Genomic DNA, 24,576 nt, shown 5'->3' on the forward strand with positions numbered 1-24,576 from the left:
AAACGGCCCGGCGTTTCTGTCGGGCCGTTTTATAAAGCGAGCGCATTTCAGGCGCATTAACGATAGCCAACAACATTCTCGGGGGTTGGAATGAATAAAACGGAATTGATCGACCACATCGCCGAACAAGCCGATATTTCGAAAGCGGCGGCAGGACGTGCACTCGACGCCATGATCGGTGGCGTCAAGGGCACGTTGAAGAAGGGTGGTTCGGTCACGCTGGTCGGCTTTGGCACATTCGCGGTCGGCAAGCGCACCGCGCGCACGGGCCGCAACCCGCGCACCGGCGCCGCGATCAAGATCAAGGCAGCCAAGGTGCCGAAATTTAGGCCTGGTAAAGCTCTGAAGGATGCGTTAAACTAATCGACTCTCTGGTTGAGAGCCGGTTGGAAGTCAAGCGCTTCTGAAGGAATGCAATGCTTCAAGCGTGCCGCACAAAACAACCAGCACAACCAGCAGCGAACGACGATGCGAACGCCACGTGGCACATAAAAATGGCACATGAGTCGCGCGCATCAGGAACGGGTGCTTAGCTCAGTTGGTAGAGCGGCGCCCTTACAAGGCGTAGGTCGGGAGTTCGAGCCTCTCAGCACCCACCAGTTCCAGTCGTCGCGAGCATTGAGCGATCAAACTGAGCAGTCACACTGAGCAATCAGTCAGTAACAGGGAGTGGTAGTTCAGTCGGTTAGAATACCGGCCTGTCACGCCGGGGGTCGCGGGTTCGAGTCCCGTCCACTCCGCCAGCATCCTAGAAAGGCGAACTGCGAGGCGAACTCCGGTTCGCCTTTTTTGTTGTCCGCTGTTGTACTATCGGGCGTTCCGTTTTTCGGCCACCCCGTTTTTGCAACCCTGTCCACTGGGTTTCCTTTGGACCGTTTCCGCGCTTGAGAGCATGCTCGATTTTTTCCGCAATCACCAACGTCTGATGATGTTCATGCTCGTGCTGGTTATCCTGCCGGGCTTGGGCTTCGTGGGCATCCAGGGCTTCCGCGGGTTCTTTGACGAGAGCGCGAACGTCGCAAGCGTCAACGGACACAAGATCACCCGCGCCGAATACGACAACTCGATGCGCATGCAACTCGATCGCGCGCGTCAGATGCTAGGCAACCAGTTCGACATGAAGGCGTTCGACACGCCGGAGCGTCGCAAGGACATGCTCGACGGCCTGATCCAGCAACGCGTGCTGGCCGACGAAACGCAGCGTCTGCATCTGACGGTGTCCGACGATGCGCTGCGCCGCGCGCTGATGAACGACCCCGTCATCGCCTCGCTGAAAAAGCCCGACGGCTCGATCGATCTCGATCGCTACAAGCAGTTGCTCGCCATGCAGGGTATGACGCCCGATCAGTATCAGGAGCAGGTGCGCTACGGCATGGCCATGCAGCAGTTGCCGGCTTCGATCCAGAGCACGGCTTTCGTGCCGAAGGCGCTCGCGCAACGTCTCACCGAACTCGCCGAACAGCAGCGCGAAGTGCAGGGCCTCGCGTTCCGCGCGCAGGACTACGCGTCGAAAGTGCAGCCGACCGACGCGCAACTGCAGGCATTTTACGACGCGCACAAGAGCGAGTTCCAGACGCCCGCGACGGCGACCATCGAATACGTCGTGATGTCGCCGGGCACGCTCGCGGCCGCCACGCAGCCGACCGACGCGGACCTCAAGAAGTACTACGAAGACAACATCGCGCACTACCGCACCGAAGGCGAAGTGCGCGCGAGCCACATCCTGATCACGGCACCGAAGGACGCGAGTGCGGCCGATAAGGACAAGGCGAAGCAGAAGGCCGAACAGATTCTCGCGGAAGTGAAAGCGCATCCCGACCAGTTCGCCGCGATCGCGCAGAAGGAATCGCAGGATCCGGGCTCCGCATCGAAGGGCGGCGACCTCGGCTACTTCACGCGCGGCATGATCGCGGGCGGCAAGGCCTTCGACGACGCAGTGTTCGGCCTCAAGAAGGACGAGGTCAGCAATATCGTGCAGACCGACTTCGGCTATCACATCATCAAGGTGACCGACGTGAAGCCGGCCGTCACGAAGCCGTTCGACGACGTCAAGCAGGCCATCCAGAAGGACGTGCAGGCGCAGCAGGCCGCGAAGACCTTCAGCGACGATTCGGAGGGCTTCACGTCGATCGTCTATGAGCAGGCGAAGAGCCTCAAGCCGGCTGCCGACAAATACAAGCTGCAGGTTCAAACGGCCACCGTCACCGATCATCCGAATCCGGCGCTGCCGCCTGATAGTCCGCTCAACAATCCGAAGTTCCTCGCGGCGGTATTCGCAAGCGACTCGGTCAAGGACCGCAACAACACGCAGGCCATCGACGTCGGCAACAACACGCTGATCTCCGCGCACGTGACCGACTTCAAGCCTGCCGAAGTGCCGGCGCTCGACAAGATCAAGGACGTGGTTCGTCAAAAGGTGATCGCGCAACAATCAGCAGCGCTCGCGCAGAAGGATGGCGAGGCGAAGCTTGCCGATCTGCAGAAGTCGAAATCGACGGCAGGTTTCTCGTCGGCGTTGAAGGTGTCGCGCAACGATCCGCAAGGTGTGCCGCCTGCTGCATTGAGCGCAATTTACAAGGTCGATTCGCAGAAATTGCCGGCTTATGTCGGTGTCGATCTCGGTAGCGACGGTTATGCGATCTATCGCGTGAACTCGATCGTGCCGCCGGCAGCAGTGGATCCGCAGCATCTGGCGGGCGCGCAGCAGCAGATCGCGCAGGTCGATGCGCAGGCGCAAATGCAGGCGTATCTCGATTCGTTGCGCGCGCGTTCGAAGGTCAAGATGTTCGGCTCGCTCGACGGCGCGCAAACGCAGTCGAGCGGCGACGAATAACGGACCAACGCTCGACTTCAAACCGCAGGCGCGTGCGCGTTTAAGTGCCGAAGCAAGTGCAAAGCAGAAGTAGCAACAAAAAAGCCCCGCAAATGCGGGGCTTTTCCTTTTCGCTTGTCCTCTTCTTTGGTACTTCGAAGGGTTGAGGAAAATGCGCGTTACAGACAGGCGCTGATATCGCTGGTGTCCGCGCCGCCGCCGCCTGTGCCCGGCCGGAAGCCGACCCACGTTCCGGAGCCCTGATACGACGGACGCACGAGTGCGGCTGAGCCGTTAGGCGGTTGCTGACCAGGCACATACACATCCATCGCCTTATCCCAGGCGAGCGTGTTCTGCGATACGACCTGTTGTTGCGACTTGTCGGCCCATTTCTTCGCGATACACGTGCCGACGGTTGCGGGAGTTTGCTGGCTCGTACCCACCGACTGCACACCTGCAGGCGGTTGAGCGGCACAAGCGGAGATCGCCACTGTCAAAGCGATAAGAGGTAAGTGTTTCACGTCATCTCCTTCATAGTCGCTTACAAAGAGAGCCGGTTTGCGAGGCCGGCGATAGTGTCAGATAGACGTCATCCGGGCACGTTCCCCAATATTAGGAAACAAGATGTTAGCGTGCTGTTCACCGCGTCGAACTTGTGTGCAACAGCGGTTTGAGTGCAGGCCACACGTTGTCGAGTAGCACGGGCTGTGCCTGCTGGGTCGGATGGATCTGATCGGCCTGAAACATATCGGGTTTGCTCTCGATGCCGGCGAGCAGAAACGGCACAAGCGGCACATGAAGTTCGCTCGACAACGTGCCGTACATGCCATGGAACTTTTGTGTGTAGTCGGGACCGTAATTAGGCGGAACGTACATACCGACTAGCACGACCTTCGCATGAGCCTGCTGCGATTGCTCGATGATCGTGCGCAGGTTGTCTTCGGTGGTTGAAAGCGGCACGCCGCGCAGAGCGTCGTTGGCGCCCAGTTCGACAATCACGATGGCGGGCTTGAGCCGCTCGAGCAGCACCGGCAAACGTGCCCGCCCGCCGCTCGTGGTGTCGCCGCTGATGCTTGCGTTCGCAACGCTATAATCGAGCCGCTGATCGGCGAGACGCTGCCGCATCAGTTGCACCCAGCCCGTATCGCGCGGCAGGCCGTACTCGGCGGAGAGACTGTCGCCGAGCACGATGATCACCGGTTTGGCGGCAACCGCGGGCTTGTTCGCAGGCGCATTGGTCTGCGTATAAGCAGGATGTGAAGCAGGATATGAAGCGGAGCTTGAGGCAGAACCCGATGCGGACGCTGCATCGGCATGAGCCGCAAAGCCCGCGACCAGCACGATAGGCGTCACGCGAGCGGCGACGAGCGCGGCCTGAAAAAGCGCATGCACTTTCAACCTACGCTTCAACATGCAAAACAAATCCGATCCAGTCATCGAAGTGCGGGGTTTGACGAAGAAGGTTAAGGACGCGACAGGCGAGCTGACGATACTCGACAACATCGACATGTCGATCGAAGCCAGCAGCCGTGTTGCGATTGTCGGCGCATCGGGGTCGGGCAAGTCTACGCTGCTCGGCTTGCTCGCGGGGTTGGACAGCGCAACGTCCGGGTCGGTTCGTTTGCTCGGACGTGAGTTGTCCGAACTCGATGAAGACGGGCGCGCCGCGTTGCGTAGCGGCTCGGTCGGCTTCGTATTCCAGTCGTTCCAGTTGATGCCGCACCTGACGGCGCTCGAAAACGTCACGCTGCCGCTCGAACTGCAAGGCGGCATGGCGGCGCGCGACATCGTCGCGCGGGCGCGCACGCTGCTCACGCAGGTCGGGCTTGGCGAGCGCATGCGGCACTATCCGAAGCTGCTGTCGGGCGGCGAGCAGCAGCGCGTCGCGTTGGCGCGCGCATTCGTCACGCATCCGGCGATTCTCTTCGCCGACGAGCCGACAGGCAGCCTCGACGCCGCGACGGGCCATGCCGTCATCGATCTGATGTTCGAGATGAATCGCGCCAACGGTGCGACGCTGGTGCTTGTCACGCATGACATCGAGCTGGCGCGCCGCTGCGACACGACGGTGACGATCGAAGCGGGGCGGCTCGTTTAGCAAAGCGTAAAGCAAGGCAGCAAATCAGAGCGCACTAAAGAGAGCGCACTAAAGAGAGTACAGAAAACAGAACGCACAAAGCAGGACGCAATAAGCAGGACGCAATAAGCAGGACGCAAAAAACAAAAAAGCGGGCCATTCGAATCGAAGGCCCGCTTCTTCTATCCAACCCAACAAGCTTATTTCTTCAACGCGGCCCGTGCCCGCGCGATCAACGCGGACGTCGACGAATCGTGCTTGCCCGCATCGGTGCTCGCCGCGGTCAGATCGGCCTCGACCACCTTGCCGAGAATCTTGCCGAGCTCGACGCCCCACTGATCGAACGAGTTGATGTTCCACACGGTGCCTTGCGTAAGCACCTTGTGTTCGTAAAGCGCGATCAGCGCACCGAGCGAATGCGCGGTCAGCGCATCGACGAGGATCGTCGTGGTCGGCCGGTTGCCGGGGAACATGATGTGCGGCACGAGTTGAGGCTTGTCGGGTCCCGCGACCTTCTTCGCTTCCTCCTCGGTGCGCCCGAGCATCATCGCCTCGCTTTGCGCGAAGCAGTTCGCGAGCAGCTTCGGATGATGGTCGGCAAGCGGATGCTCGGGCGTCAGGACCGCGATGAAATCGATCGGTACGATCGTCGGGCCCTGGTGCAGCATCTGGAAGAACGCGTGCTGTCCGTTCGTGCCGGGCTCGCCCCACGTGACCGCCGAGGTTGCATAGTCGACGAACGTGCCGTCAAGCCGCACCTGCTTGCCGTTGCTCTCCATTTCGAGCTGCTGCAGATACGACGGCAGGAAATGCAGCGCTTCCGAATACGGCGCGACGAGATAGCTCTGCGAGCCGAAGAAGTTTCGATACCAGATGCCGATCATGCCGAGCAGCACCGGCAGGTTTTTGTCGAGCGGTGCCGTGCGGAAATGCTGGTCCATTTCATTCGCGCCGGCGAGCAGTTCGTCGAAGTGCTTCGGTCCGATCGCGATCATGATCGACAGGCCCACCGCCGACCACAGCGAGTAGCGGCCGCCGACCCAGTCCCACATCTCGAATACGTTCTCTTTGGCGATACCGAATTTGACCACTTCCGTCGGATTCGCCGACACACCGACGAAATGCTTCGCGAGCTGGTTTTCCGGGCAGCCGTTCTGCGTGAACCAGTCGCGCATCGAGCGCGCATTCGTCATCGTTTCGAGCGTCGTAAACGTTTTCGACACGACAATCGCGAGCGTTTCTTCGGGATCGATGTTTTCGATCACGCGGTACAGATCCGCGCCGTCGACGTTCGATACGAAGTGCGCGGAGATATCGGGCGATGCAATGTGCTTCAACGCATGCACGACCATCTTCGGCCCGAGGTCCGAGCCGCCGATACCGATATTGACGATATGGCGGATCCGCTTGCCGGTGTAACCGGTCCACTTGCCGTCACGCACCTGCGTGGCGAACGCGGCCATCTTGGCGCGCTCGGCTTTGACCTGCGCGTTGAACGGCGCGTTAGGGTCGCTGGCGCGCAAGGCCGTATGCAGCACCGCGCGGTGCTCGGTCGGATTGACGATTTCGCCCGCGAACATTGCGTCGCGGCGCTTCTCGACGCCTGCTTCGCGCGCGAGCTGCACGAGCAGCTTCAGCGTTTCGTCGGTGATGCGGTTCTTGGAAAAATCGGCCGAGATGCCGCCGCCCGAGTACGTCAAGCGTTCGGCGCGGGTCGGGGCAGGGTCGTTCTCAGGTTTGAACCAGTCGCGCAGCCGTGCATCGCGAATCTGCTCGTAATGCGCTTGCAGCGAGGTCCAGGCGGGAAAAGTGATCTTGGTCATAACCGTCCGTCAAACGAAGGGGCACGAAGGGAGGCGGCGCACCCGGCATGTGCATTCCGGGAATCGCGGCAGGGCGCCGTCGACGCATGCAGTCACTCAGTATAGCGGCGCACGATCGCTGTGTTCAGTGTGGGCGCTGCAGCCCCAGATAACGGGACGTCGAGGGGCGCGACCCAATGCTCGATGCGCTGGCCCGATTGTCGAACACCGATGGTCGAATGCCGCTCGTGAATGCCACTCGCAAATAGCCGGTCACCGTATGCCGGCTTCAGCGCGCGTTATGCAGCGATACGGTATCGTCGCGCTTGACCGTTTTATTCAGATCATTCGCTCTGCGCCACGAGCTGGCAGCGATCCGGTCAGCCATGCAGCCGGCCATCCGCCGGAACGATGCGAGGCGCTGGCCGGCCGCGCGCGAGAGCGCATTCTTTTGCGGGGATTCGATGTTCGTCTTGTCCTGGGTCGCGATTTTTCTGGCGGTGCTCGCGACGTGGCTGATCGAGCGGCGCGCGATCGGCGTCGTGCTGCTCGTGATCGGTTATGGCGCGGCGCTTGCGTCGGGGATGCTCGGCGCCGCCGCGCTCACCACCATCGTCGTGCTGATCGTGCTTGCGTACGCGGTGCTGCCGCCTCGTCCGCCGGCCGTGCGCCGCGTCGCGCATGCGCTGTTCATCGTGCTCGGCGTCGCGCTGATCCTGCATTGGGTGCCGGGCTTCCATAACCCACGCGTGATTCATGCGGAGCGCTTCACGGCCGATGCGCTGCCGTTCTCGATGTACCTGAATCTCGACAAGCCGCTCGTCGCGTTCTGGCTGCTGCTGATGTTCCGCTGGATACGCGGGCCGCAGAATGCGACGCTTGCGCTTGCCGCGGGCATCGGCGGCTGGCTGCTGACGGCGGCGGTCTGCATCGGCACCGCGCTCGCGATGCGGCTCGTCGTCTGGGAGCCGAAGTGGCCGGCCGATGCGTGGCTTTTCCTCGTCAATAACCTGTTGCTCGTTTCGGTGGTCGAGGAAGCGTTCTTTCGCGGCTATCTGCAAGGCGGCCTGATGCGGCTGCTCGACGGCCGTCCGTTGGGCAAAGCCATCGCGCTGGTCGTCGCGTCGGCGTTGTTCGGCCTGATGCATTTGCCGGAAGGCGGGTGGCTGTGGGTCGTGTTCAGCGCGGTCGCGGGGCTCGGCTATGGGCTCGCCTACCGCTTCGGTGGACTGCGGGCCGCGGTGCTAGCGCACTTCGCGCTGAACGCGACACACTTCCTGCTGTTCACATATCCGATGCTGCAGCCGGGGCTGCATGCGGTGTGATGCCGCATGCATCGGCTGGCTGCATCGTCTGGCAGTCGCCGTCTACCCCTGCGTCGGATAAAACAACCGGTTCAGCAGCTTGCGCACCATCGGCGCGAGCTCGCCGGCCGTGCATCCCGCAGGACCGTCGCCGCGCGCGGTGAGCGCATCGGCGGCGAGCCCATGCAAATAGACGCCCGCCAGCGCGGCCTCATACCGCGGCAAGCCCTGCGCGAGCAGCGCGCCGATCATTCCGCCGAGCACATCGCCGGTGCCGCCCGTCGCAAGCGCCGCGTTGCCGGTCGGATTGATCGCGACGCGGCCGTCCGGCGCCGCAATCACCGTGCCGGTCCCTTTCAGTACGACGACGCTCGCGAAGCGGCGCGTCAGCGCGCGCGCCGCGGCGAGCCGGTCGCGCTGGACGGCCGGCGCGTCGATGCCGAGCAGGCGCGCGGCTTCGAGCGGATGCGGCGTGAGAATCGCGGGGTCGTTATCGCGCGAGCCGCGCGCCTCGAGCGCCGCCGCAAGCGACGCGTCGCGCGCAAACAGATTCAGCGCATCGGCATCGAAGAGCTTCGGCAGATCGAGCGGCAACACGTCCTTCAGCACGCGCGTCGCGCGCTCGCGATGACCCATGCCGCAGCCGATCGATAGCGCATCCATGCTGCCGAGCGGCAAGTCGTCGATGGCATGCAGCATCAGTTCGGGGTGGGGCGGATCGTAGGCGGGGCCGCCTACGCCTAGCAGCGCGACATGTACCTTGCCGGCGCCCGCATAAAGCGCGGCGCGTGCCGCGAGAATCGGCGCGCCGCACATGCCGGTGTCGCCGCCGACCACCGCGAGGCTGCCGAACGTGCCTTTATGGGTCGCGAAATCGCGCGGCGGGAAGTGCGCGGCGAACAGCGCTGGTGCGTTCAGCTGCGCGGCGGCTGGATGACTCGCGCTGCTTGTTGTGTCGAGCTCGAGCGGCGCGATGCTAACCTCGCCCGCAAGGTCGCGCCCTGAGGCCATGAAAAGCCCGGGCTTCGCGCCAATAAAGGTGACCGTGCATGTCGCGCGGACCGCGATACCGCCGTCGACGACATTGCCGGTGTCGCTATCGAGGCCGCTCGGCACATCGAGTGCGAGCACGCGTCCATGCGCGGCGGGTCGGTTTGCAGACGCCGTCGTCGCGGACCCTGAGATATGCAGCGACTGCGCCGCGTCGCCCGGCGTGCTCGAGGTGCGCGCCGCGAGACGCTGCGCAAGCTCGGCAAACACGCCTTCGAGCGGCCGCGCGAGGCCGATGCCGAACATCCCGTCGACCACCCAGCCATAGCCGTCGAACGAGGCGGGCGGCGTCGACGTGATCTTCACGCCCGCGACGCGCGCTTCGTTAAGCGCCCAGCGCGCATCATCGGGTTTCACTTCGACCGGCATGCAGACTTCGACCGCGAAGCCCGCGCGCTGCAATTCGGCCGCGACGACGAGCGCGTCGCCGCCGTTGTTGCCGGGCCCCGCGATCAGCAGCACGGGATGCGCGGCATCGACAGAGCCATCATGCGCGATCCGCTCCATCAGAAAGCGCGCGGCCGCGGCGCCGGCGCGCGCCATCAGCGTGTGCGGCGGCAGCGCGGCGGCGGCCTGCGTTTCGAGCGCGCGCAGTTCAGCGACCGTGTACAGCGGCAGCGGCCGGTCATGCGGATTGACGAGCATCGGCGTGGCAACGGCGGCCTGAGCCGACGATGAAGCAGACGAAGCGGAAGAAGCAGACGAAGACGCGGAGGACTTGGCGACGGTCATGGCGGCGTTCGGAAGCGCGTACGGGTAGGAAGGGCGCAGACCGCAGCGCACCGGAAGGCACGCGCCGCGGGGGCGATTACCTTGATGTTAGTGGCAATGCGTGTACCCGTGCCAGCGGGGCTGGCCACGACGACGGCGCCGCCCCTCAATGCCTGAACCGCTCGGGCGCGAGCGCCGCCACCGTTTCCTGCGGCACATCGGCCGCGCGGCCCGTCATCATGTCGGCGATCAGCTTGCCCGAGCCGCACGCGAGCCCCCAGCCGACCGGCCCATGCCCGATATTGACGAAGAGCCGCGGATGCAGCGCATTGCCGGTCACCGGCAAGCCATCGGGCGACAGCAGCTTGATGCCTTCCCACGGCAGCGCCTGCGAGATGCGCGCGGCGCCGGGCACCCAGTCGTGGGTTGCCTGGCCGAGCAGCGCGAGCGCTTCCTTGGTCAGCGGTTCGCCGAGCGGCTTGTCGGTTTCTCGTGCGCTTTGCAGCACCGCGCCGCCGGCAATGCGCAACCGGTGATTGCTGCGCGTGATGGTGATGCGCTTGACCGCATCGATAACCGTCATATGCGGCGCGAATTCTTCGCGCGCGATCGGCGCGACAAGGTTATGCAGCCGCAACGGATGCAGCGGCAATTGCAGCCCCACGCGATCGAGCAGCGGCAAGCTGCCGACGCCCGCCGCGACGACGATCGCATCGGCGCCGATCAGGTCGACTTCGCGCGATCTGACGGGGTCGCCGGGCCGTGGCGCGAGTTCGACCGCCGCGCGGCTGCTGTCGAGCCGGATCGCCGTGACTTCGCGGCCGAACTGGAACTGCACGCCGCCTTGCGTATCGAGCGTCTGCTTGACGAGCTTCGCGAAGAGCGGGCAGTTCGCCGTGCGTTCGTCGCGAAACAGCACGCCGCCCGCGAACGGCGGATCGGCCGGCACCGAATGCTCGAGCGCGACGCACTCGTGCGGCGTCAGTACGTGATGCGGCACTTCGAACTGGCGCAGCAGTTCGAGCGCGGGCTTGATCTGCTCCCATTCCTGCTGCGTGCGCACGAGATACAGCTGGCCGTTCGCCTGCTCGAAATCGAGACCGAAGCGTGCTTCGATATCGGCGAGCGCCTCGCGCGCCGATTCGATCAGCGGCCGCAGCCGCGCGTATTGCTGGGAGAAAGCGTCGGGCGCCTGCAAGGCACCAAGCCGCTTGACGAAGTCGCGCGCCGCGCCGTTAAAGCCGGTCTTGCGGATGACCCCGTTCTTCGCCGACCCTCGGTGCGGCATGAAGGTGGGGCCGAACCAGACGTCGAGCGAAGTGGGCAGCACGGTGCCGCCGTGGCCGTAGGTGGCGCCTTGCGCGACGGTCGCATGCCGCTCGACCACGCAGACCCGGTGACCGGCCGCGCGCAACTGATAGGCGGTGGCGACGCCCACGATCCCGCCGCCGATGACAATGACATCCATGTTCTGTTTCGTATTGCCGGCGGAACCCCGATGGCCCATGCGGCGCGGCGCCCGCGATGCCGCGCCCGTCTGATGAAAGGCCGCATGATAGCAGCCAAAGCGGGGGAATCGCACGAGCAGCACAGCGTGGCGATGCACGACGGGTACGTGAGGATGCCGGATCGGTCGCGGCAAGGGTCCGGTAAGGGCGTCCTTCCGGGTTATAATCTCGGACTTCCCTTCGCCCCGACGGCGCCCCGGATGCGCGATCCGCGAATCAACCTGGAATCCAGCCAGGAACCGGCAGGATCGGCACCTATGTGGCAACCCGAGGGGCCACCCGACGTACAGTCAAGCACCGTCAAGTCCATGGCCCACTTCTCGTGTTTTCCCGGCGCTTCGGCCCTCTCTGATTTCCGTCAAACCCGTCTGCTCGACACGCTTACCCGCATCGACGCCAATATCGTCGGCGTGCGCGGTCAGTATCTGCACTTCGTCAACGCGCAAACGCCACTTTCAGGCGAAGACAGCGCGAAGATCGAGGCGCTGATGCACTACGGCGACCCGTTCGACGCGGGCAACGGACATAAGGAAAAGGGCGCGGTCGAAACCTTCCTCGTCGTGCCGCGCTTCGGCACCGTGTCGCCGTGGGCGAGCAAGGCCACCGATATCGCGCACCACTGCGGCCTGACGCAGGTGCGCCGCATCGAGCGCGGCATCGAATTCACGGTAGTGCTCAAAGGCGGGCTGCTCGGCGGCAAGAAGGCACTGTCCGACAGCGCGCGCGAAGCAGTCGCCGCGGCGTTGCACGACCGCATGACCGAAAGCGTTGCGCCGTCGCGCGACCATGCGATGCATCTGTTCGACGAACTGCCGGCCAAGCCGCTGCTTACCGTCGACGTTCTCGGTAGCGGCCGCCAGGCGCTCGAACGCGCGAACGCCGAACTGGGCCTCGCGCTCGCCGACGACGAAATCGACTATCTCGTCGACGCCTTCACGAAGCTCGGCCGCAATCCGACCGATGTCGAACTGATGATGTTCGCGCAGGCGAACAGCGAACACTGCCGCCACAAGATCTTCAACGCGCAATGGACGATCGACGGCGAGGCGCAGGACATGTCGCTGTTCGCGATGATCCGCAACACCGAGAAGCTCAATCCGCAGGGCACGATTGTCGCGTATTCGGACAATTCGGCGATCATGCGGGGCGCGCAGGCGGAGCGCTGGTTCCCGCGTCCCGCGCAACAGCAAGGCGCGCTCGCGGAACACTACGGCCGTCACGTCGAGCTCACGCACACGCTGATGAAGGTCGAGACGCACAACCACCCGACCGCGATTTCGCCGTTCCCGGGTGCGGCAACCGGCGCGGGCGGCGAGATTCGCGACGAGGGCGCGACGGGCCGCGGCGCGCGGCCGAAGGCGGGTCTCACCGGCTTCACAGTCTCGAACCTCGATCTGCCCGATGCGCGCGAATCGTGGGAAAACGAGCGCGACGCGACGCAGCCGGTCGGCCACCGCAACAGCGCCGACCAGCATGGCGCATATGGGCGTCCGGACCGCATCGCTTCGCCGCTGCAGATCATGATCGACGGGCCGCTCGGCGGCGCCGCGTTCAACAACGAATTCGGCCGCCCGAACCTCGGCGGCTACTTCCGCACTTACGAGCAGAACGTCGCGGGCCGCGTGCGCGGCTATCACAAGCCGATCATGATCGCGGGCGGCATCGGCAATATCTCCGATGCGCACACGCACAAGCACGATCTGCCCGAAGGGTCGCTGCTGATTCAGCTGGGCGGCCCGGGCATGCGCATCGGCATGGGCGGCGGCGCGGCGAGCTCGATGGCGACCGGCACGAACACGGCTGAGCTCGACTTCGATTCGGTCCAGCGCGGCAACCCGGAAATCGAGCGGCGCGCGCAGGAAGTGATCAACGCGTGCTGGCAGATGGGCGAGCGCAATCCGATTCTGAGCATTCATGACGTCGGCGCGGGCGGGCTTTCGAACGCATTCCCCGAACTGGTCGACGGCGCCGACAAGGGCGCGCATTTCGAGCTGCGCAAGGTGCCGCTCGAAGAGAGCGGATTGTCGCCGCGCGAGATCTGGTCGAACGAAGCGCAGGAACGTTACGTTCTCGCGATCGCGCCGGCGGACCTCGCGAAGTTCGAGGCAATCTGCGACCGCGAGCGTTGTCCGTTCGCGGTGGTCGGCACCGCAACTTCGGAACGCCAGCTGAAGTTGACCGATGACGCGGCAGACGGCGCCGGGCCGCATGACGCCCATGCGCACGAGCCCGTCGATATGCCGATGGAAGTGCTGCTCGGCAAGGCGCCGCGCATGCATCGCGACGTGCAGCGCGCATCGACGGCGCTGCCGGCGGTGGATCTCACGCATGTGTCGTTGAATGAGGTGGCGGCAAGCGTGCTGCGTCACCCGACGGTCGGCAGCAAATCGTTTCTGATCACGATCGGCGACCGTTCGGTCGGCGGCACGACGGTGCGCGACCAGATGGTCGGCCCGTGGCAGGTGCCGGTGGCCGACTGCGCCATCACGACGATGGACTACGCGGGCTTCCACGGCGAAGCGATGACGATGGCCGAGCGCACGCCGCTCGCTGTGATCGACGCGCCGGCGTCGGGCCGCATGGCGGTCGGCGAAGCGGTGACGAATATTGCGTCCGCACCGATTGCCTCGCTCGACAAGCTCAAGCTGTCGGCGAACTGGATGGCCGCATGCGGCAGCCCCGGCGAAGACGCGGCGCTGTACGACACGGTGAAGGCGATCGGCATGGAGCTTTGTCCGGCGCTTGGCATCGGCATTCCGGTCGGCAAGGATTCGCTGTCGATGCGCACCAAGTGGGATGAGAACGGCGTCGCGAAGGAAGTGGTCGCGCCGGTGTCGCTGATCATCTCGGCGTTCGCGCCGGTCGACGATGTGCGCCAGCATCTGACGCCGCAACTGCGCCGCACCGACGAGGCCGGCCACGCAATCGACACGGTGCTGATCGCGATCGACCTCGGCCGCGGCAAGCATCGCATGGGCGGCAGCATTCTCGCGCAGGTCACGCAGCAGGTCGGCGACACGGTGCCCGACGTCGATAGCGCGGAGGACCTCAAGCATTTCTTCGACGCGATCCAGGCGCTGAACGGTGCAGGCAAGCTGCTCGCCTACCACGACCGCTCGGACGGCGGCCTGTGGGCGACGGTCTGCGAAATGGCGTTCGCGGGGCACGTCGGCGTGTCGCTGAACGTCGATATGCTGACGCTCGATCCGAACCATGAGTTCGACTACGGCGATGCGAAAGACTGGGCGAAGCAGACGAGCGGCCGTCGCGAAGACCGCACGCTGCGCGCGCTGTTCAGCGAAGAGTTGGGCGCGGTCGTGCAGGTGCGCGCCGACGAGCGCGATGCGGTGCTCGCGACGCTGCGTGAATTCGGCCTTTCCGCGTGCTCGCACGTGATCGGCAAGCCGAACGCCAACGACGCGATCGAAATCTATCGCGACGCAAAGAAGATCTACGAAGCACCGCGCGTCGAACTGCAGCGCGCGTGGAGCGAAGTAAGCTGGCGCATCTCGCGTCTGCGCGACAACCCCGCATGTGCGGACGCCGAATACGATGCGTTGCTCGACGCGGCCGATCCCGGCATCGCGCCGCAACTGAGCTTCGATCACGCGGAAGACGTCGCTGCGCCGTTCATCGGCAAAGCCACGCGGCCGCGCGTGGCGATTCTGCGCGAGCAGGGCGTCAACTCGCACCTTGAAACCGCGTATGCATTCGACCGCGCGGGCTTCGATGCGCACGACGTGCATATGAGCGATTTGCTCGCCGGCCGCGCCTCGCTGGCGGACTTCGCGGGCGCCGTCGCATGCGGCGGCTTCTCGTACGGCGACGTGCTCGGCGCAGGCGAAGGCTGGGCCAAGACGATCCGCTTCAATGCACAACTCGCCGATATGTTCGCCGCGTTCTTCGCTCGCAAGGACACGTTCGCACTCGGCATTTGCAACGGCTGCCAGATGATGAGCAGCCTTGCGTCGATGATCCCGGGCGCCGAGGCGTGGCCGAAGTTCACGCGGAACAAGTCGGAGAAATTCGAAGCGCGGACCTCGCTCGTCGAAGTGCAGGCTTCGCCGTCGATTTTCTTTGCCGGTATGGAAGGCTCGCGTATTCCGGTGGCGGTCGCGCACGGAGAAGGATTCGCCGATTTCTCGCAGCAGGGCGATGCGTCGCGTGTCGCGGTGGCGATGCGCTTCGTCGACCATCGCGGTCAGCCGACGGAGCAGTATCCGTTCAACCCGAATGGGTCGCCGCACGGCATTACGTCGGTGACGACGCCTGATGGTCGCTTCACGGTGCTGATGCCGCACACGGAGCGCGTGCACCGTACTGTGCAGATGAGCTGGGCGCCGGCGCAATGGGCGGCGGCGAAGACGGACGGCAGCCCGTGGATGCGCGTGTTTCAGAACGCGCGGAAGTGGTTGGGGTAAAAAGAGTAGGGAAGGTAGTGAGTCAGACGCGCTCGAGCTTAGCCGGGCGCGTTTTGCTTTCAGGTGTGGCGCGGGCGTGGGCGCTTTGTTTCAAGTGGCGCTAGCCGCTACCCGCGCACCACTACCCACGCGCCGCAATCTGCTTCTTCCAGCTTTCCACCATATGCTTCGCCAGATCATCGTATCGGCCGCCGAAATGATGATCGCCCGGCGTGCGCACGAGCTCGATACCCGTCTTCGATAACGACGGGCACAGCGTGTCTTCCTCTTTCTCGCCGTACACACACTGGATAATCGCCGGCGGCATCTTCGCCAGTTCCGGTTTCACGGGCAGTGCGTTCTCGCTCGCGGGCATGCCGAGCCAGCCGGTCACGCGAATCTGAAAATCGGCATCGGGCGCAAAGCCAAGCAGCGACACGAACGACACCTTGGCGCGCAGCGCGTCGGGTAGCCGGTTGTACGCGAACGGCATCACGTCCGCGCCGAACGAATAACCGACCAGCGCGATCTGGTTCGCGTGCCAGCGCGCGCCATAGGTCTTCAGAACGCGCGCAAGATCGTGACTTGTCTGCGCGGGCGTCTTTTCGCTCCAGAAATAGCGCAGCGAATCCCAGCCGATTACCGACACGCCTTGTCGCTGTAGAGATTCGGCAATCGTCTTGTCGAGATCGCGCCAGCCGCCATCGCCTGAAATCACGACTGCGAGCATGTCGGTCGGATGCGCGGCGGGCAGTTCGATCAGCGGCAGGTCAGACACATCTTCTTCGCGTGAGGCGTCTGTGCGCAGATACGGTTCGGTCAGCGCAGCGAGGCGCGCGGCTTTCGTCATGCCGGGCGCGAAGGTGCGACGCGTGGTCCTCGCATTGTTCGGCTGCGCAGCCGCGGCGAACACCGGCGATGCACCGACACCGACGCCGCTGGCGCTGCCACCGCGATCGGCATTGGTCACGCCTTGCGCCAGAAATCCCGGCAGCCCCGTGCCGCGGCTCAACGTCGGATCAGCCGGGCAGGGCGCAAAGCGCTTGTCGAGCGTGCCGTTCGCATCGAGCGACATCGCGCCGCCGATCGTATTGGCCGGCGCCTGCGCAAGCGCGCGTTCGGCGACTAACGCGCCTTCGCCCGTGCCTGCCATGATCGGCGAAAAGTAGCGGCTCGATTGCACCTGGCGTTCGAGCTGATGGCCGATGTCCTCGGCATCGCTATAGAGGTTGTGGCAGCTTTCGCGTTTGCCGGCGGCAAGCTTTGCCGCATAGCGCGGCGTATCGACACCAACCACGAGCGCGCCGTCATGCGCGAGCGCGTCGGCTGCCTGTTGGTCTGACGCTGCCCAGCCGCCCGCTTCCGAAAACAGCACGACAAACCCGCGCATCTCGCCGGTGGGCTTCGTCACCGTGACGTCGCCATAGCGGCCGCCCGCGACGGTCGTGGCGGTGTCGGCGTGGGCGGCGGAAACCAGCGGCCCGACCGGCGCGAACGCGACCAGCGCTAAGAACGCGGCGCATGCCGCGCGAGCGATGCGCACTGCACGCGCCGTCGGCGCGAGGCCGCGCGCCATTGGGCGCACGCTTTTGCCATTTACGTCCGCGGCGCCGGCGCGACCATGCGCAACGCTCACCCCATCTTCAACCGTTTTCGACATCACACCCTTCACTCCCACACCCCTCACGACCGCGCTCCACCCGCTAAACGCGACAAATCCGCCAACGTCAGAAACACGCTCATCGACCCCGACGCTGCCAGATAACGCGGCTCCCAGCGCGGCTGGAACTTGTCCTTGAAGCTGCGCAGCCCGCGGAAGTTGTAGAACCAGCCGCCGAAGCGCCACGCGAGCGCCGCGCCGCGATGCAGGGGCGACGCAAGCGGCGTCGGCCGCATACCGGACAGCGGCGCGACGCCGAGGCTCAGCGAGCTGAAGCCCGCGCTTTTCAGATGCAACGCGAGCTGCGTGAACAGATATTCCATGGCATAAGGCGAAGCGCCGGGCAAATGGCGCATCACGCCGACCGTTGCCTCGGTATTGAGGTCGGTGGTCATAAACGTGACGAACGCAAGCGGCTTGCCGTGCTGACGCAACAGCATCACCGACTGCGCGGCGAGGTAGCCCGCCGTGAAAGCCGCCACCGAAAAGCTCTTCTCGCGCGCGACGCGGCTCGCCAGCCACGCATCCGATATTTCGCGCAGACCGGGCAGCGCATCGGGCACGCAAGCCGGTTCGATCACGTCGATCGAGAAGCCATCGCGGTCGCCGCGCTTTAACGCATAGCGCAGATGCGCGCGATGCGAGCCGGCCAGTTCGAACGCGGGCAACGCGATATGTGCTTCTTCGCCAAGCTTCATCAGGGTGAGGCCGGCATCGAGATAAAGCGGCAACGCATCGGCGCGCACCTGATAGAACGCCGCGCGGCCGCCGTGCGCATGCGCGAGCGCGACGAAACGCTGGATCAGCGCGGGCCATTCGCTGCGCGGCCCGACCGGATCGTGCAGCGCCGCCCACGTGCGCCCGCGTTTCGCGTACATCAGAAAGGCGTTGCGCGACTCGGAAAAGAGGAAGCTCTTGTCGCCCATCATCGCGAGCACCGCGTCGCTGCGCTCCTGCGCGCGCACCACGCCGGCTGCTTCGATCAGGTCTTCTTCGGCCGGCTTTTCGAAGCGGCCGGCGGCCGGCCGCAGCAGCTGCCAGCATGCGAGCGCCGCCGCGAAGAGGCCGGCCGCGAGCGTCGCGCGCAGCGCACGCGGGGCGCGCTCGTCGAAGGCGAATTGCCACCACAGGTGCTGCGAGTATTCGACGTCGCGAAACGCGAAGAACAGCACCCAGACCGCCAGCGCAATCACAATGCCGACCGAAGCGAGCCAGCCCGGCGTAAAGCGCTCGGTGAACAGCGACGAATGCCGGTCAAAGCGCGTGCGCGTCGCGAGCAGTAGCGCGATCAGTACGCACAGCACGCCCGTTTCGACGAATGCGAGCCCCTTCGCCAGCGACAGCGCGAGGTTCAGCGCGGCGACGATCAGCGCGAGCCACCAGGCGGCGTCGAGCCGCCTCAATAGACCACGCGCCACGAACAGCAGCAGCACGCCGAACAGGCTGGCGAGCATCTGCGAGCTTTCGAGCACCCACAGCGGCAACACGGTCTGCAGAATCGCAATGCGCTTCGAGAACGCCGGCGTCGCGCCGGAAATGACCAGCATGCTGCCGACCACAAACGTGCTGATCGCCAGAAACAGCGGCGCAAGCTGCGACACGCTTTGCGCGCCGCGCTGCGCGAGTTCGGAGGCGAGCGCCTTTTTCTGCGCGTGTCCCTCGAACACGGCCAGCACGCCCGCCGACAACACGAGCGGCGCGCCAAAGTAGATCGCGCGGTAGGCGAGCAGCGCCGCGAGCATATGCGGCGTCGGCACGCTCGAGCCCAGCGCATAGACCATCGCCGCTTCGAATACGCCGACCCCGCCCGGCGTGTGGCCGATCATGCCGAGCAGCATCGCGGCGGCGTAGACCGTGACGAACTGAACGAAGCCGATGTGCGCGCCGGCGTGCGGCAGGAGCGTCCACAGCGCGAGGCCGGCCGCCACGACGTCGACGACCGCGAGCGCCAGTTCCGCGACCAGATCGCGGCGCGCCGGCACCATAAAGGCAATCCTGATGCGCGCGGATAGCTGCACGCGCTGCGCAGCCGGGCGGCAGGCAAAAATCAGCACCGCGAAGCCCACGAGCAGGGCGCCGCCGATCACGCGCAGCGTGCCGGGAGCGAGGCCGGTCATGTGGGCCAGCGTCGGCGCATCCGCGACCATGCCGGCTGCCGTCATCAGCGCGAGGGCGAGCGCCAGCGTGACGCTCGTGAACACGGTCATCTGGCCGACTTGCACGGGCGTCACGCCGGCGACGCCGTACACGCGGCAGCGCACGGCGCCGCCCGTCAGCGCGCCGAAGCCGGTCGCATTGCCGAGCGCCGAGCCGACCGTCGCGCCGACCCACAGCGGCGCACGTGGCACGCTCGCGCCGACGTAGCGCAGTCCGACCGCATCGCGCCCGACCAGCGCGATGTAGCTCGCCGCGGTTGCGCCGAGCGCGCCGACCCATTCCCTGACCGACAGATGACATAGCTGGACGACGACCGAACGGTAGTCCACGGTCTGCGACAGATGCTGGAAGACGACGAGCAGAAGCGCGCAGACGCCGAGCGCGATGGCGGGAACGAGACATTGGCGCCAGTGCTGCGCGCCGGGCAGGCGCCTTACGCGTGCGAGAACGCGTTCAAGGCTGGATAAGTCTGTGTCATGCATGTGTTCAGAGCATGGGGACCCGCGTTACTGCGCCGCACCCTCGACACCTGAGTCTCGAGGCGTGATTGCCGCGGCGCGCGGCGAATCCTTTACGTCGTTTTTATGATTGAGCGCGGGAGCCGACCGTGGCATGTGCCGTTAATCGTTACCCGGCGCGGCTCTTTACCAATATCGTTTGTGCAAATAGTGAGTAAAGACTGCAAACGGCTATAACGGCCGCCTGGTTGACCGGCTTTAGAAAATTGTTTGGATTTGTTTGAAAAACGTAAGACGGCACGGCCCGGCGCCCCAAAAAGCAAAAACCCCATGCTCCGGAAAGCATGGGGTTTACGAGAATGCCGGTACGCGTATGAAAACGCGCGCGCTTACTGGATCTTCGCGTTCTTACGCAGGTTCTCTTCGAACGCCTGCAGCTTTTCCTGCTGCATCTGCTGGACGATTTGCGGCTTGACCTGTTCGAGCGGCGGCGGCGGGGTTTCGCGCACATCGTCGACGCGGATGATGTGCCAGCCGAACTGCGTGTGCACCGGCGTGTCGGTCATCTGGCCTTTCTGCAGCTTCTCGGCTGCCGTCGCGAACTCAGGCACATACGCCTTCGGATCGGACCAGTCGAGGTCGCCGCCGTTCTTGGCCGAGCCCGGGTCCTTCGAGTATTGCTTCGCGAGGTCTTCAAAGCTCGCGCCGCCCTTGATCTTCGCGATCAGATCCTTCGCCTGCTGCTCGCTCTCGACGAGGATGTGGTGCAGGTGATATTCCTTGCCGCCGCCTGCTTCCTTGACGAGTTCGTCGTACTTCGCCTTGACCTCGGCGTCGCTCGGCTGGTTGTTCTTCACGAAGTCTTCGATCAGCGCGCGCAGCACGACGGTCTGCTGTGCGACCGCGACCTGCGCCTTGACGTCCGGACGCGCGGGCAGACCGCGGCGCGCCGCTTCCTGCATCAGGATCTCGCGATTGATCAGTTCCTCGCGCACCGCCTGCTCGAGATGCGGCGAATCCTGCTGACCTTGTGCCACGAGTTGCTGAACGAGCGCATCGGCACGGGATTTCGGAATCGGCGTACCGTTCACGACGGCGATGTTCTGTGCAAACGCGGGAGCCGCCGCGCACGCGGCCAGCAAGACCCAGTAGCGGGTGTTTTTCAAGGTCATCGGAAGTTCCTAATGGAGCAGACTAACGGGGGCTAACGTAACGTGGGTGAATAGCGGCGGCCGATCAGAGTGACTTCGAAGGTACTAGCCAGAGCAACGGGCCAAGCCACGCTCATCGCAAGCACGGGGCTCACTCGGGGCTAACTCGAGGGCTCTAACCCAAGGTCTAACCCGGCGCCAACTCAGGGGCCATCGCATGGACCGATTCGCACAGGGATTAATGCGGCAGCTGCCTGAATTCTTGCGGCGTGTAAGCCGTGATTGCGAGTGCGTGAATGCCGCGCTGCATCGCATCGGCCAGCGCATCATACACCAGCCGATGCCGCGCCACCCGCGGCTTGCCCGCGAATGCGTCGGCCACGATCGTCACGCTGTAATGGCCGCCCGAGGCGGCTCCGGCGTGCCCCGCATGCTGCGCGCTGTCGTCGCGCACGGCGATCGATTCGACCGGCGCGAGCGCGGCGGTGAGGCGCGCTTCGATCAATGCGATGCGCTCGGCCGGGGTGGCGTGAAGGAATGCGTCGGCGCTCATGGTGTCACTCTTCTTTCATATATTTCGCGAGCCACAAACTCTGCCCGACGATAAACACGATCAGGCAGCCGGTCGCGCCGAACAGCTTGAAGTTGACCCACGTGTCGGTCGAGAAGTGGTACGCAACGAGAAGGTTCAGAATGCCGAGCAGCACGAAGAACACGGCCCAGACAATATTCAGATGCCCCCAGATCCGATGCGGCAGCGTAATCTGCTTGCCCATCATCGCTTCGATCAGGTTCTTGCTGAACGCGAACTGCGAGACGATCAGCACCACCGAGAATGCCCAGTAGAGCACGGTGGGCTTCCATTTGATGAAGGTGTCGTTGTGCAATACGAGCGTGGCGCCGCCGAACACCGTGACGACGCCGAGGCTGATCCACAGCATCGGATCGACCTTGCGATGGCGGAACGCCACCCACGCGATCTGCACGAGCGTCGCGCCGATCGCCACCGCGGTCGCGGTGAAAATGCCCCAGATCTTGAACGCGACAAAAAACAGGATGATCGGGAACAGATCGAACAGGAATTTCATTATCAGGTCGGAGGAATCCGGTAGCGAAGCGCACATTGTGCGCGCTTCGCCACGCGGGTTGCGGCGGGTTGCCCCGGGTTACAAACCAGGCGGCCTGAGCCCGGACTTTCGCCGACCCGAAATCGGCCGGCTTACTTGGGCTCGAATTGTAACGCAGCCGAGTTGATGCAGTAGCGCAGGCCCGTCGGCGCCGGGCCGTCTTCGAACACGTGGCCCAGATGCGAGCCGCAGTTCTTGCAGCGCACCTCGATGCGCAGCATGCCGTGCGAGCGGTCCGTGCGTTCCTCGATCACTTCGCCGTTGAGCGGCTTGAAGTAGCTGGGCCAGCCGCAGCCGGCGTCGAACTTCGTGTCGGATTCGAAAAGCGGCGTGCCGCACGCGACGCAATCGTAGATGCCGCGATCCCAGTGGTCCCAGTAGCGGCCCGTGAACGGGCGCTCGGTGGCCGCGTGACGCGTGACCTCGTACTCGGTCTCGGACAACTGCTTGCGCCACTCGGCGTCGTCTTTCTGGACCGGGTATTCGGTGGTGTCGGCGGAGGTCTTCGCGGGGTTGTTCAGATCGTCTGCGTTCATGATCGGGTCCTGAGGAGAATGCGGGTCGGGCAATAGGGCAGGCTACGAAGCCGGCTGTGAAGCCGGCTGTGAAGCGCACTACAAAGCGGGCTATAAAGCCCCGCGGCCGTCGACTACGACGAACAGCTGACTTCGAGCGAACCCGCCCAATCGGGCGGCAGCGCCGCATACGCGGCATGCTCGGGCTGTTCATCGAATGGCCGGCGCAGCACCGCTGCAAGCCGTTCGACTTCGGAAAAATCCTTTTCCTTCGCGTGGCGAATTGCCGTTTCCGCAAGGTGATTGCGAAGTACGAATTTGGGGTTCACACGGTTCATTGCAAGCGCGCGCGATGCATCGTCACGTGCTTCGTGTGACAGCCGCGCGCGATAGTCGTTCGCCCATGCATCGAAGGCGGCGCGATCGAGAAAGAGATCGCGCACGCTCGTATCGCCGCTCGCATCGTGTTTCGACATCCGCGCGAGATGGCGGAACGTCAGCGTGAAGTCCGCGCGGTTCGCATGCATGATCTCGAAGAGTTTGTTCGCGAGCGCATCGTCGCCGTCACGTGCGGTTTCGAGGCCGAGCTTGTCGCGCATGCGCGCTTCGAGCCCCGGCGCAAAACGCGTCTTGAAGCCTTCGAGCACGCGCTGCGCGTCTTCGACCGATCGCTCGCCGCGCGTGCTTTCTTCATACCGAGCACCGAACAGCGGCAGCAGCGCCTGCGCAAGACAGAACAGATTCCAGTAGCCGATCTGCGGTTGCATCCGGTACGCATAGCGGCCCTGCGAGTCCGAGTGGTTGCAGATGTGATTCGCGTCGAAGCCGTCGATAAAGCCGAATGGGCCGTAATCGATCGTGAGGCCGAGAATCGACATGTTGTCGGTGTTCATCACGCCGTGACAGAAGCCGACCGCCTGCCAATGCACGAGCATGTCCGCGGTCGACTGCACCGCTTCGTTGAGCAGCGCGAGATACGGGTCGTCGGCTTCCTTGCAGGCCGGATAGAAGCGCTCGATCACATGGTCGGCGAGGGCGGTCAGCGCATCGATGCGGTCGTTCGAATAGAAGTGCTCGAAATGACCGAAGCGCACGAAGCTCGGCGACACACGCGTGACCACCGCCGCGGTTTCCATTTCCTCGCGGCGCACGGGCTGGTCGGAGCCGGTTACGCACAGTGCGCGCGTCGTCGGAATGCCGAGGTGATGCATGGCCTCGGAGCACAGAAATTCGCGGATCGACGAGCGTAGCACCGCGCGGCCGTCGCCCATGCGCGAATACGGCGTGCGGCCGCCGCCTTTCAGCTGCAATTCGAAGCGCTTGCCCGCGTGTTCGACTTCGCCGAGACCGAGTGCGCGGCCGTCGCCGAGCTGGCCCGCCCAGACGCCGAACTGATGGCCGGAATAGACCGACGCATACGGCAATGCCTCAGCGGGCCATTCGCGCGTGGTATTGCCCGAGAAGAATTCGGCGAAGCCGGGCGCACTTGCGAGCGTGGCCGGGAAACCGAGCAGCGCCGCGCATTCGTGCGAAAAGCCGACCACATAGGGCGCCGGCAGCGGCGCGGCGGGCAAGCGGGTCAGAAACGCCGGGCCGAGTCCGGCGAATGAGCCCTCGCGCTGGCTGGCAATGGCCGCACTGGCCGCGGCGAGCGGACCGGAAGACGTGCCGGCTTCGGGAAGTTCTGCGGTGCCTGGTGAAAACGTCATATTGAGCGCCTCTTTAATAGCCGATATTGTAAATCCGCGTGTCTTGCGCTGCAGGCCACCCATTTGCTTCGCATAGGCCATACCTCGGCACGGAATAGAAACTGCGGCCCTCGCAACGTGTCGACGATCAAGACA

At 64.5% G+C, this 24,576-nt stretch carries 17 protein-coding genes and 2 tRNA genes; 7 read left to right on the top strand and 12 right to left on the bottom strand.

The features are described from left to right. Positions 1 to 90: 90 nt before the first annotated feature. The 4 genes from KZJ38_RS10440 to KZJ38_RS10455 all read left to right on the top strand — a co-directional run bounded on the left by KZJ38_RS10440 (position 91) and on the right by KZJ38_RS10455 (position 2,833). On the top strand, positions 91 to 363 hold the full coding sequence (locus KZJ38_RS10440) for an HU family DNA-binding protein (RefSeq protein WP_075157262.1): 273 nt from the start codon (positions 91 to 93) through the stop codon (positions 361 to 363). 160 nt (positions 364 to 523) lie between these two features. Beyond that, positions 524 to 599, top strand: a tRNA-Val gene (locus KZJ38_RS10445). Positions 600 to 666: 67 nt separating this feature from the next. Beyond that, positions 667 to 743 (top strand) — tRNA-Asp (locus KZJ38_RS10450). Positions 744 to 892: 149 nt separating this feature from the next. Continuing rightward, a complete protein-coding gene (locus KZJ38_RS10455; protein WP_219799965.1) occupies positions 893 to 2,833 on the top strand; it encodes a SurA N-terminal domain-containing protein in 1,941 nt (646 codons plus the stop codon). Positions 2,834 to 2,991: 158 nt separating this feature from the next. Here the strand turns inward: KZJ38_RS10455 and KZJ38_RS10460 are convergent, their stop codons facing one another. Next, positions 2,992 to 3,333, bottom strand: coding sequence for a hypothetical protein (locus KZJ38_RS10460; RefSeq protein WP_219799966.1), 342 nt, complete (start codon positions 3,331 to 3,333; stop codon positions 2,992 to 2,994). Positions 3,334 to 3,451: 118 nt separating this feature from the next. Beyond that, on the bottom strand, positions 3,452 to 4,225 hold the full coding sequence (locus tag KZJ38_RS10465) for an arylesterase (RefSeq protein ID WP_219799967.1): 774 nt from the start codon (positions 4,223 to 4,225) through the stop codon (positions 3,452 to 3,454). On the opposite strand from KZJ38_RS10465, the gene KZJ38_RS10470 reads away from it, so the two are divergent. Beyond that, positions 4,224 to 4,910, top strand: a complete 687-nt coding sequence (locus KZJ38_RS10470) for an ABC transporter ATP-binding protein (protein ID WP_219799968.1) — start codon at positions 4,224 to 4,226, stop codon at positions 4,908 to 4,910. The two genes, KZJ38_RS10465 and KZJ38_RS10470, sit on opposite strands and share 2 nt — an antisense overlap. A 179-nt stretch (positions 4,911 to 5,089) precedes the next feature. Here the strand turns inward: KZJ38_RS10470 and pgi are convergent, their stop codons facing one another. After that, positions 5,090 to 6,712 (bottom strand): glucose-6-phosphate isomerase, encoded by a 1,623-nt coding sequence (gene pgi, locus KZJ38_RS10475; protein ID WP_219799969.1) that lies wholly within the window; start codon positions 6,710 to 6,712, stop codon positions 5,090 to 5,092. Between the two features lie 443 nt (positions 6,713 to 7,155). On the opposite strand from pgi, the gene KZJ38_RS10480 reads away from it, so the two are divergent. Then, the gene (locus tag KZJ38_RS10480; RefSeq protein WP_219799970.1) at positions 7,156 to 8,016 is read left to right on the top strand and encodes a CPBP family intramembrane glutamic endopeptidase; all 861 of its coding nucleotides are present in this window, start codon (positions 7,156 to 7,158) and stop codon (positions 8,014 to 8,016) included. A 42-nt stretch (positions 8,017 to 8,058) separates the two neighbouring features. On the opposite strand, the gene KZJ38_RS10485 is transcribed toward KZJ38_RS10480, so the two are convergent. Both KZJ38_RS10485 and KZJ38_RS10490 read right to left on the bottom strand, forming a co-directional pair. Continuing rightward, complete coding sequence (locus tag KZJ38_RS10485; protein WP_246641754.1) at positions 8,059 to 9,690, bottom strand: NAD(P)H-hydrate dehydratase; 1,632 nt, start codon at positions 9,688 to 9,690, stop codon at positions 8,059 to 8,061. Between the two features lie 232 nt (positions 9,691 to 9,922). After that, on the bottom strand, positions 9,923 to 11,224 hold the full coding sequence (locus KZJ38_RS10490) for an FAD-dependent oxidoreductase (RefSeq protein WP_219799972.1): 1,302 nt from the start codon (positions 11,222 to 11,224) through the stop codon (positions 9,923 to 9,925). Positions 11,225 to 11,572: 348 nt separating this feature from the next. Here KZJ38_RS10490 and purL point away from each other — a divergent pair, with 348 nt between their 5' ends. Next, on the top strand, positions 11,573 to 15,685 hold the full coding sequence (gene purL / locus KZJ38_RS10495) for a phosphoribosylformylglycinamidine synthase (protein WP_219799973.1): 4,113 nt from the start codon (positions 11,573 to 11,575) through the stop codon (positions 15,683 to 15,685). 121 nt (positions 15,686 to 15,806) lie between these two features. Here the strand turns inward: purL and KZJ38_RS10500 are convergent, their stop codons facing one another. From KZJ38_RS10500 to KZJ38_RS10530, 7 genes are all read right to left on the bottom strand, one after another. After that, positions 15,807 to 17,240: a virulence factor family protein gene (locus KZJ38_RS10500; protein WP_219800223.1), complete on the bottom strand. Its 1,434-nt coding sequence runs from the start codon at positions 17,238 to 17,240 to the stop codon at positions 15,807 to 15,809. Between the two features lie 107 nt (positions 17,241 to 17,347). Next, positions 17,348 to 19,963 (bottom strand): bifunctional lysylphosphatidylglycerol flippase/synthetase MprF, encoded by a 2,616-nt coding sequence (gene mprF, locus KZJ38_RS10505; protein WP_219799974.1) that lies wholly within the window; start codon positions 19,961 to 19,963, stop codon positions 17,348 to 17,350. A gap of 365 nt (positions 19,964 to 20,328) precedes the next feature. Next, positions 20,329 to 21,111 carry a peptidylprolyl isomerase gene (locus KZJ38_RS10510; RefSeq protein ID WP_219799975.1) on the bottom strand — a complete coding sequence of 261 codons (783 nt, stop codon included), beginning with the start codon at positions 21,109 to 21,111 and terminating at the stop codon, positions 20,329 to 20,331. 217 nt (positions 21,112 to 21,328) lie between these two features. After that, entirely contained in the window at positions 21,329 to 21,643 is a 315-nt protein-coding gene (locus KZJ38_RS10515; protein ID WP_219799976.1) for a BolA family protein, read from the bottom strand. A 4-nt stretch (positions 21,644 to 21,647) separates the two neighbouring features. Next, positions 21,648 to 22,178 (bottom strand): septation protein A, encoded by a 531-nt coding sequence (locus KZJ38_RS10520; RefSeq protein WP_219799977.1) that lies wholly within the window; start codon positions 22,176 to 22,178, stop codon positions 21,648 to 21,650. Positions 22,179 to 22,309: 131 nt separating this feature from the next. Beyond that, positions 22,310 to 22,753 carry a peptide-methionine (R)-S-oxide reductase MsrB gene (gene msrB / locus KZJ38_RS10525; RefSeq protein WP_219799978.1) on the bottom strand — a complete coding sequence of 148 codons (444 nt, stop codon included), beginning with the start codon at positions 22,751 to 22,753 and terminating at the stop codon, positions 22,310 to 22,312. A gap of 113 nt (positions 22,754 to 22,866) precedes the next feature. Next, positions 22,867 to 24,441: a protein adenylyltransferase SelO gene (locus KZJ38_RS10530; RefSeq protein WP_219799979.1), complete on the bottom strand. Its 1,575-nt coding sequence runs from the start codon at positions 24,439 to 24,441 to the stop codon at positions 22,867 to 22,869. Positions 24,442 to 24,576 lie beyond the last annotated feature (135 nt).

Origin of the sequence: Paraburkholderia edwinii (assembly GCF_019428685.1) — a bacterium.
GTDB lineage: Bacteria > Pseudomonadota > Gammaproteobacteria > Burkholderiales > Burkholderiaceae > Paraburkholderia > Paraburkholderia edwinii.

Excerpts from the sequence above, each read along its gene's own strand:
- KZJ38_RS10440 (WP_075157262.1), top strand. The coding sequence starts at position 91 with ATGAATAAAACGGAATTGATCGACCACATCGCCGAACAAGCCGATATT.
- KZJ38_RS10455 (WP_219799965.1), top strand. The coding sequence starts at position 893 with ATGCTCGATTTTTTCCGCAATCACCAACGTCTGATGATGTTCATGCTC.
- KZJ38_RS10470 (WP_219799968.1), top strand. The coding sequence starts at position 4,224 with ATGCAAAACAAATCCGATCCAGTCATCGAAGTGCGGGGTTTGACGAAG.
- KZJ38_RS10465 (WP_219799967.1), bottom strand. The coding sequence starts at position 4,225 with ATGTTGAAGCGTAGGTTGAAAGTGCATGCGCTTTTTCAGGCCGCGCTC.
- pgi (WP_219799969.1), bottom strand. The coding sequence starts at position 6,712 with ATGACCAAGATCACTTTTCCCGCCTGGACCTCGCTGCAAGCGCATTAC.
- KZJ38_RS10480 (WP_219799970.1), top strand. The coding sequence starts at position 7,156 with ATGTTCGTCTTGTCCTGGGTCGCGATTTTTCTGGCGGTGCTCGCGACG.
- KZJ38_RS10485 (WP_246641754.1), bottom strand. The coding sequence starts at position 9,690 with ATGCTCGTCAATCCGCATGACCGGCCGCTGCCGCTGTACACGGTCGCT.
- KZJ38_RS10490 (WP_219799972.1), bottom strand. The coding sequence starts at position 11,224 with ATGGATGTCATTGTCATCGGCGGCGGGATCGTGGGCGTCGCCACCGCC.
- purL (WP_219799973.1), top strand. The coding sequence starts at position 11,573 with ATGGCCCACTTCTCGTGTTTTCCCGGCGCTTCGGCCCTCTCTGATTTC.
- KZJ38_RS10500 (WP_219800223.1), bottom strand. The coding sequence starts at position 17,240 with ATGGCGCGCGGCCTCGCGCCGACGGCGCGTGCAGTGCGCATCGCTCGC.
- mprF (WP_219799974.1), bottom strand. The coding sequence starts at position 19,963 with ATGCATGACACAGACTTATCCAGCCTTGAACGCGTTCTCGCACGCGTA.
- KZJ38_RS10510 (WP_219799975.1), bottom strand. The coding sequence starts at position 21,111 with ATGACCTTGAAAAACACCCGCTACTGGGTCTTGCTGGCCGCGTGCGCG.
- KZJ38_RS10515 (WP_219799976.1), bottom strand. The coding sequence starts at position 21,643 with ATGAGCGCCGACGCATTCCTTCACGCCACCCCGGCCGAGCGCATCGCA.
- KZJ38_RS10520 (WP_219799977.1), bottom strand. The coding sequence starts at position 22,178 with ATGAAATTCCTGTTCGATCTGTTCCCGATCATCCTGTTTTTTGTCGCG.
- msrB (WP_219799978.1), bottom strand. The coding sequence starts at position 22,753 with ATGAACGCAGACGATCTGAACAACCCCGCGAAGACCTCCGCCGACACC.
- KZJ38_RS10530 (WP_219799979.1), bottom strand. The coding sequence starts at position 24,441 with ATGACGTTTTCACCAGGCACCGCAGAACTTCCCGAAGCCGGCACGTCT.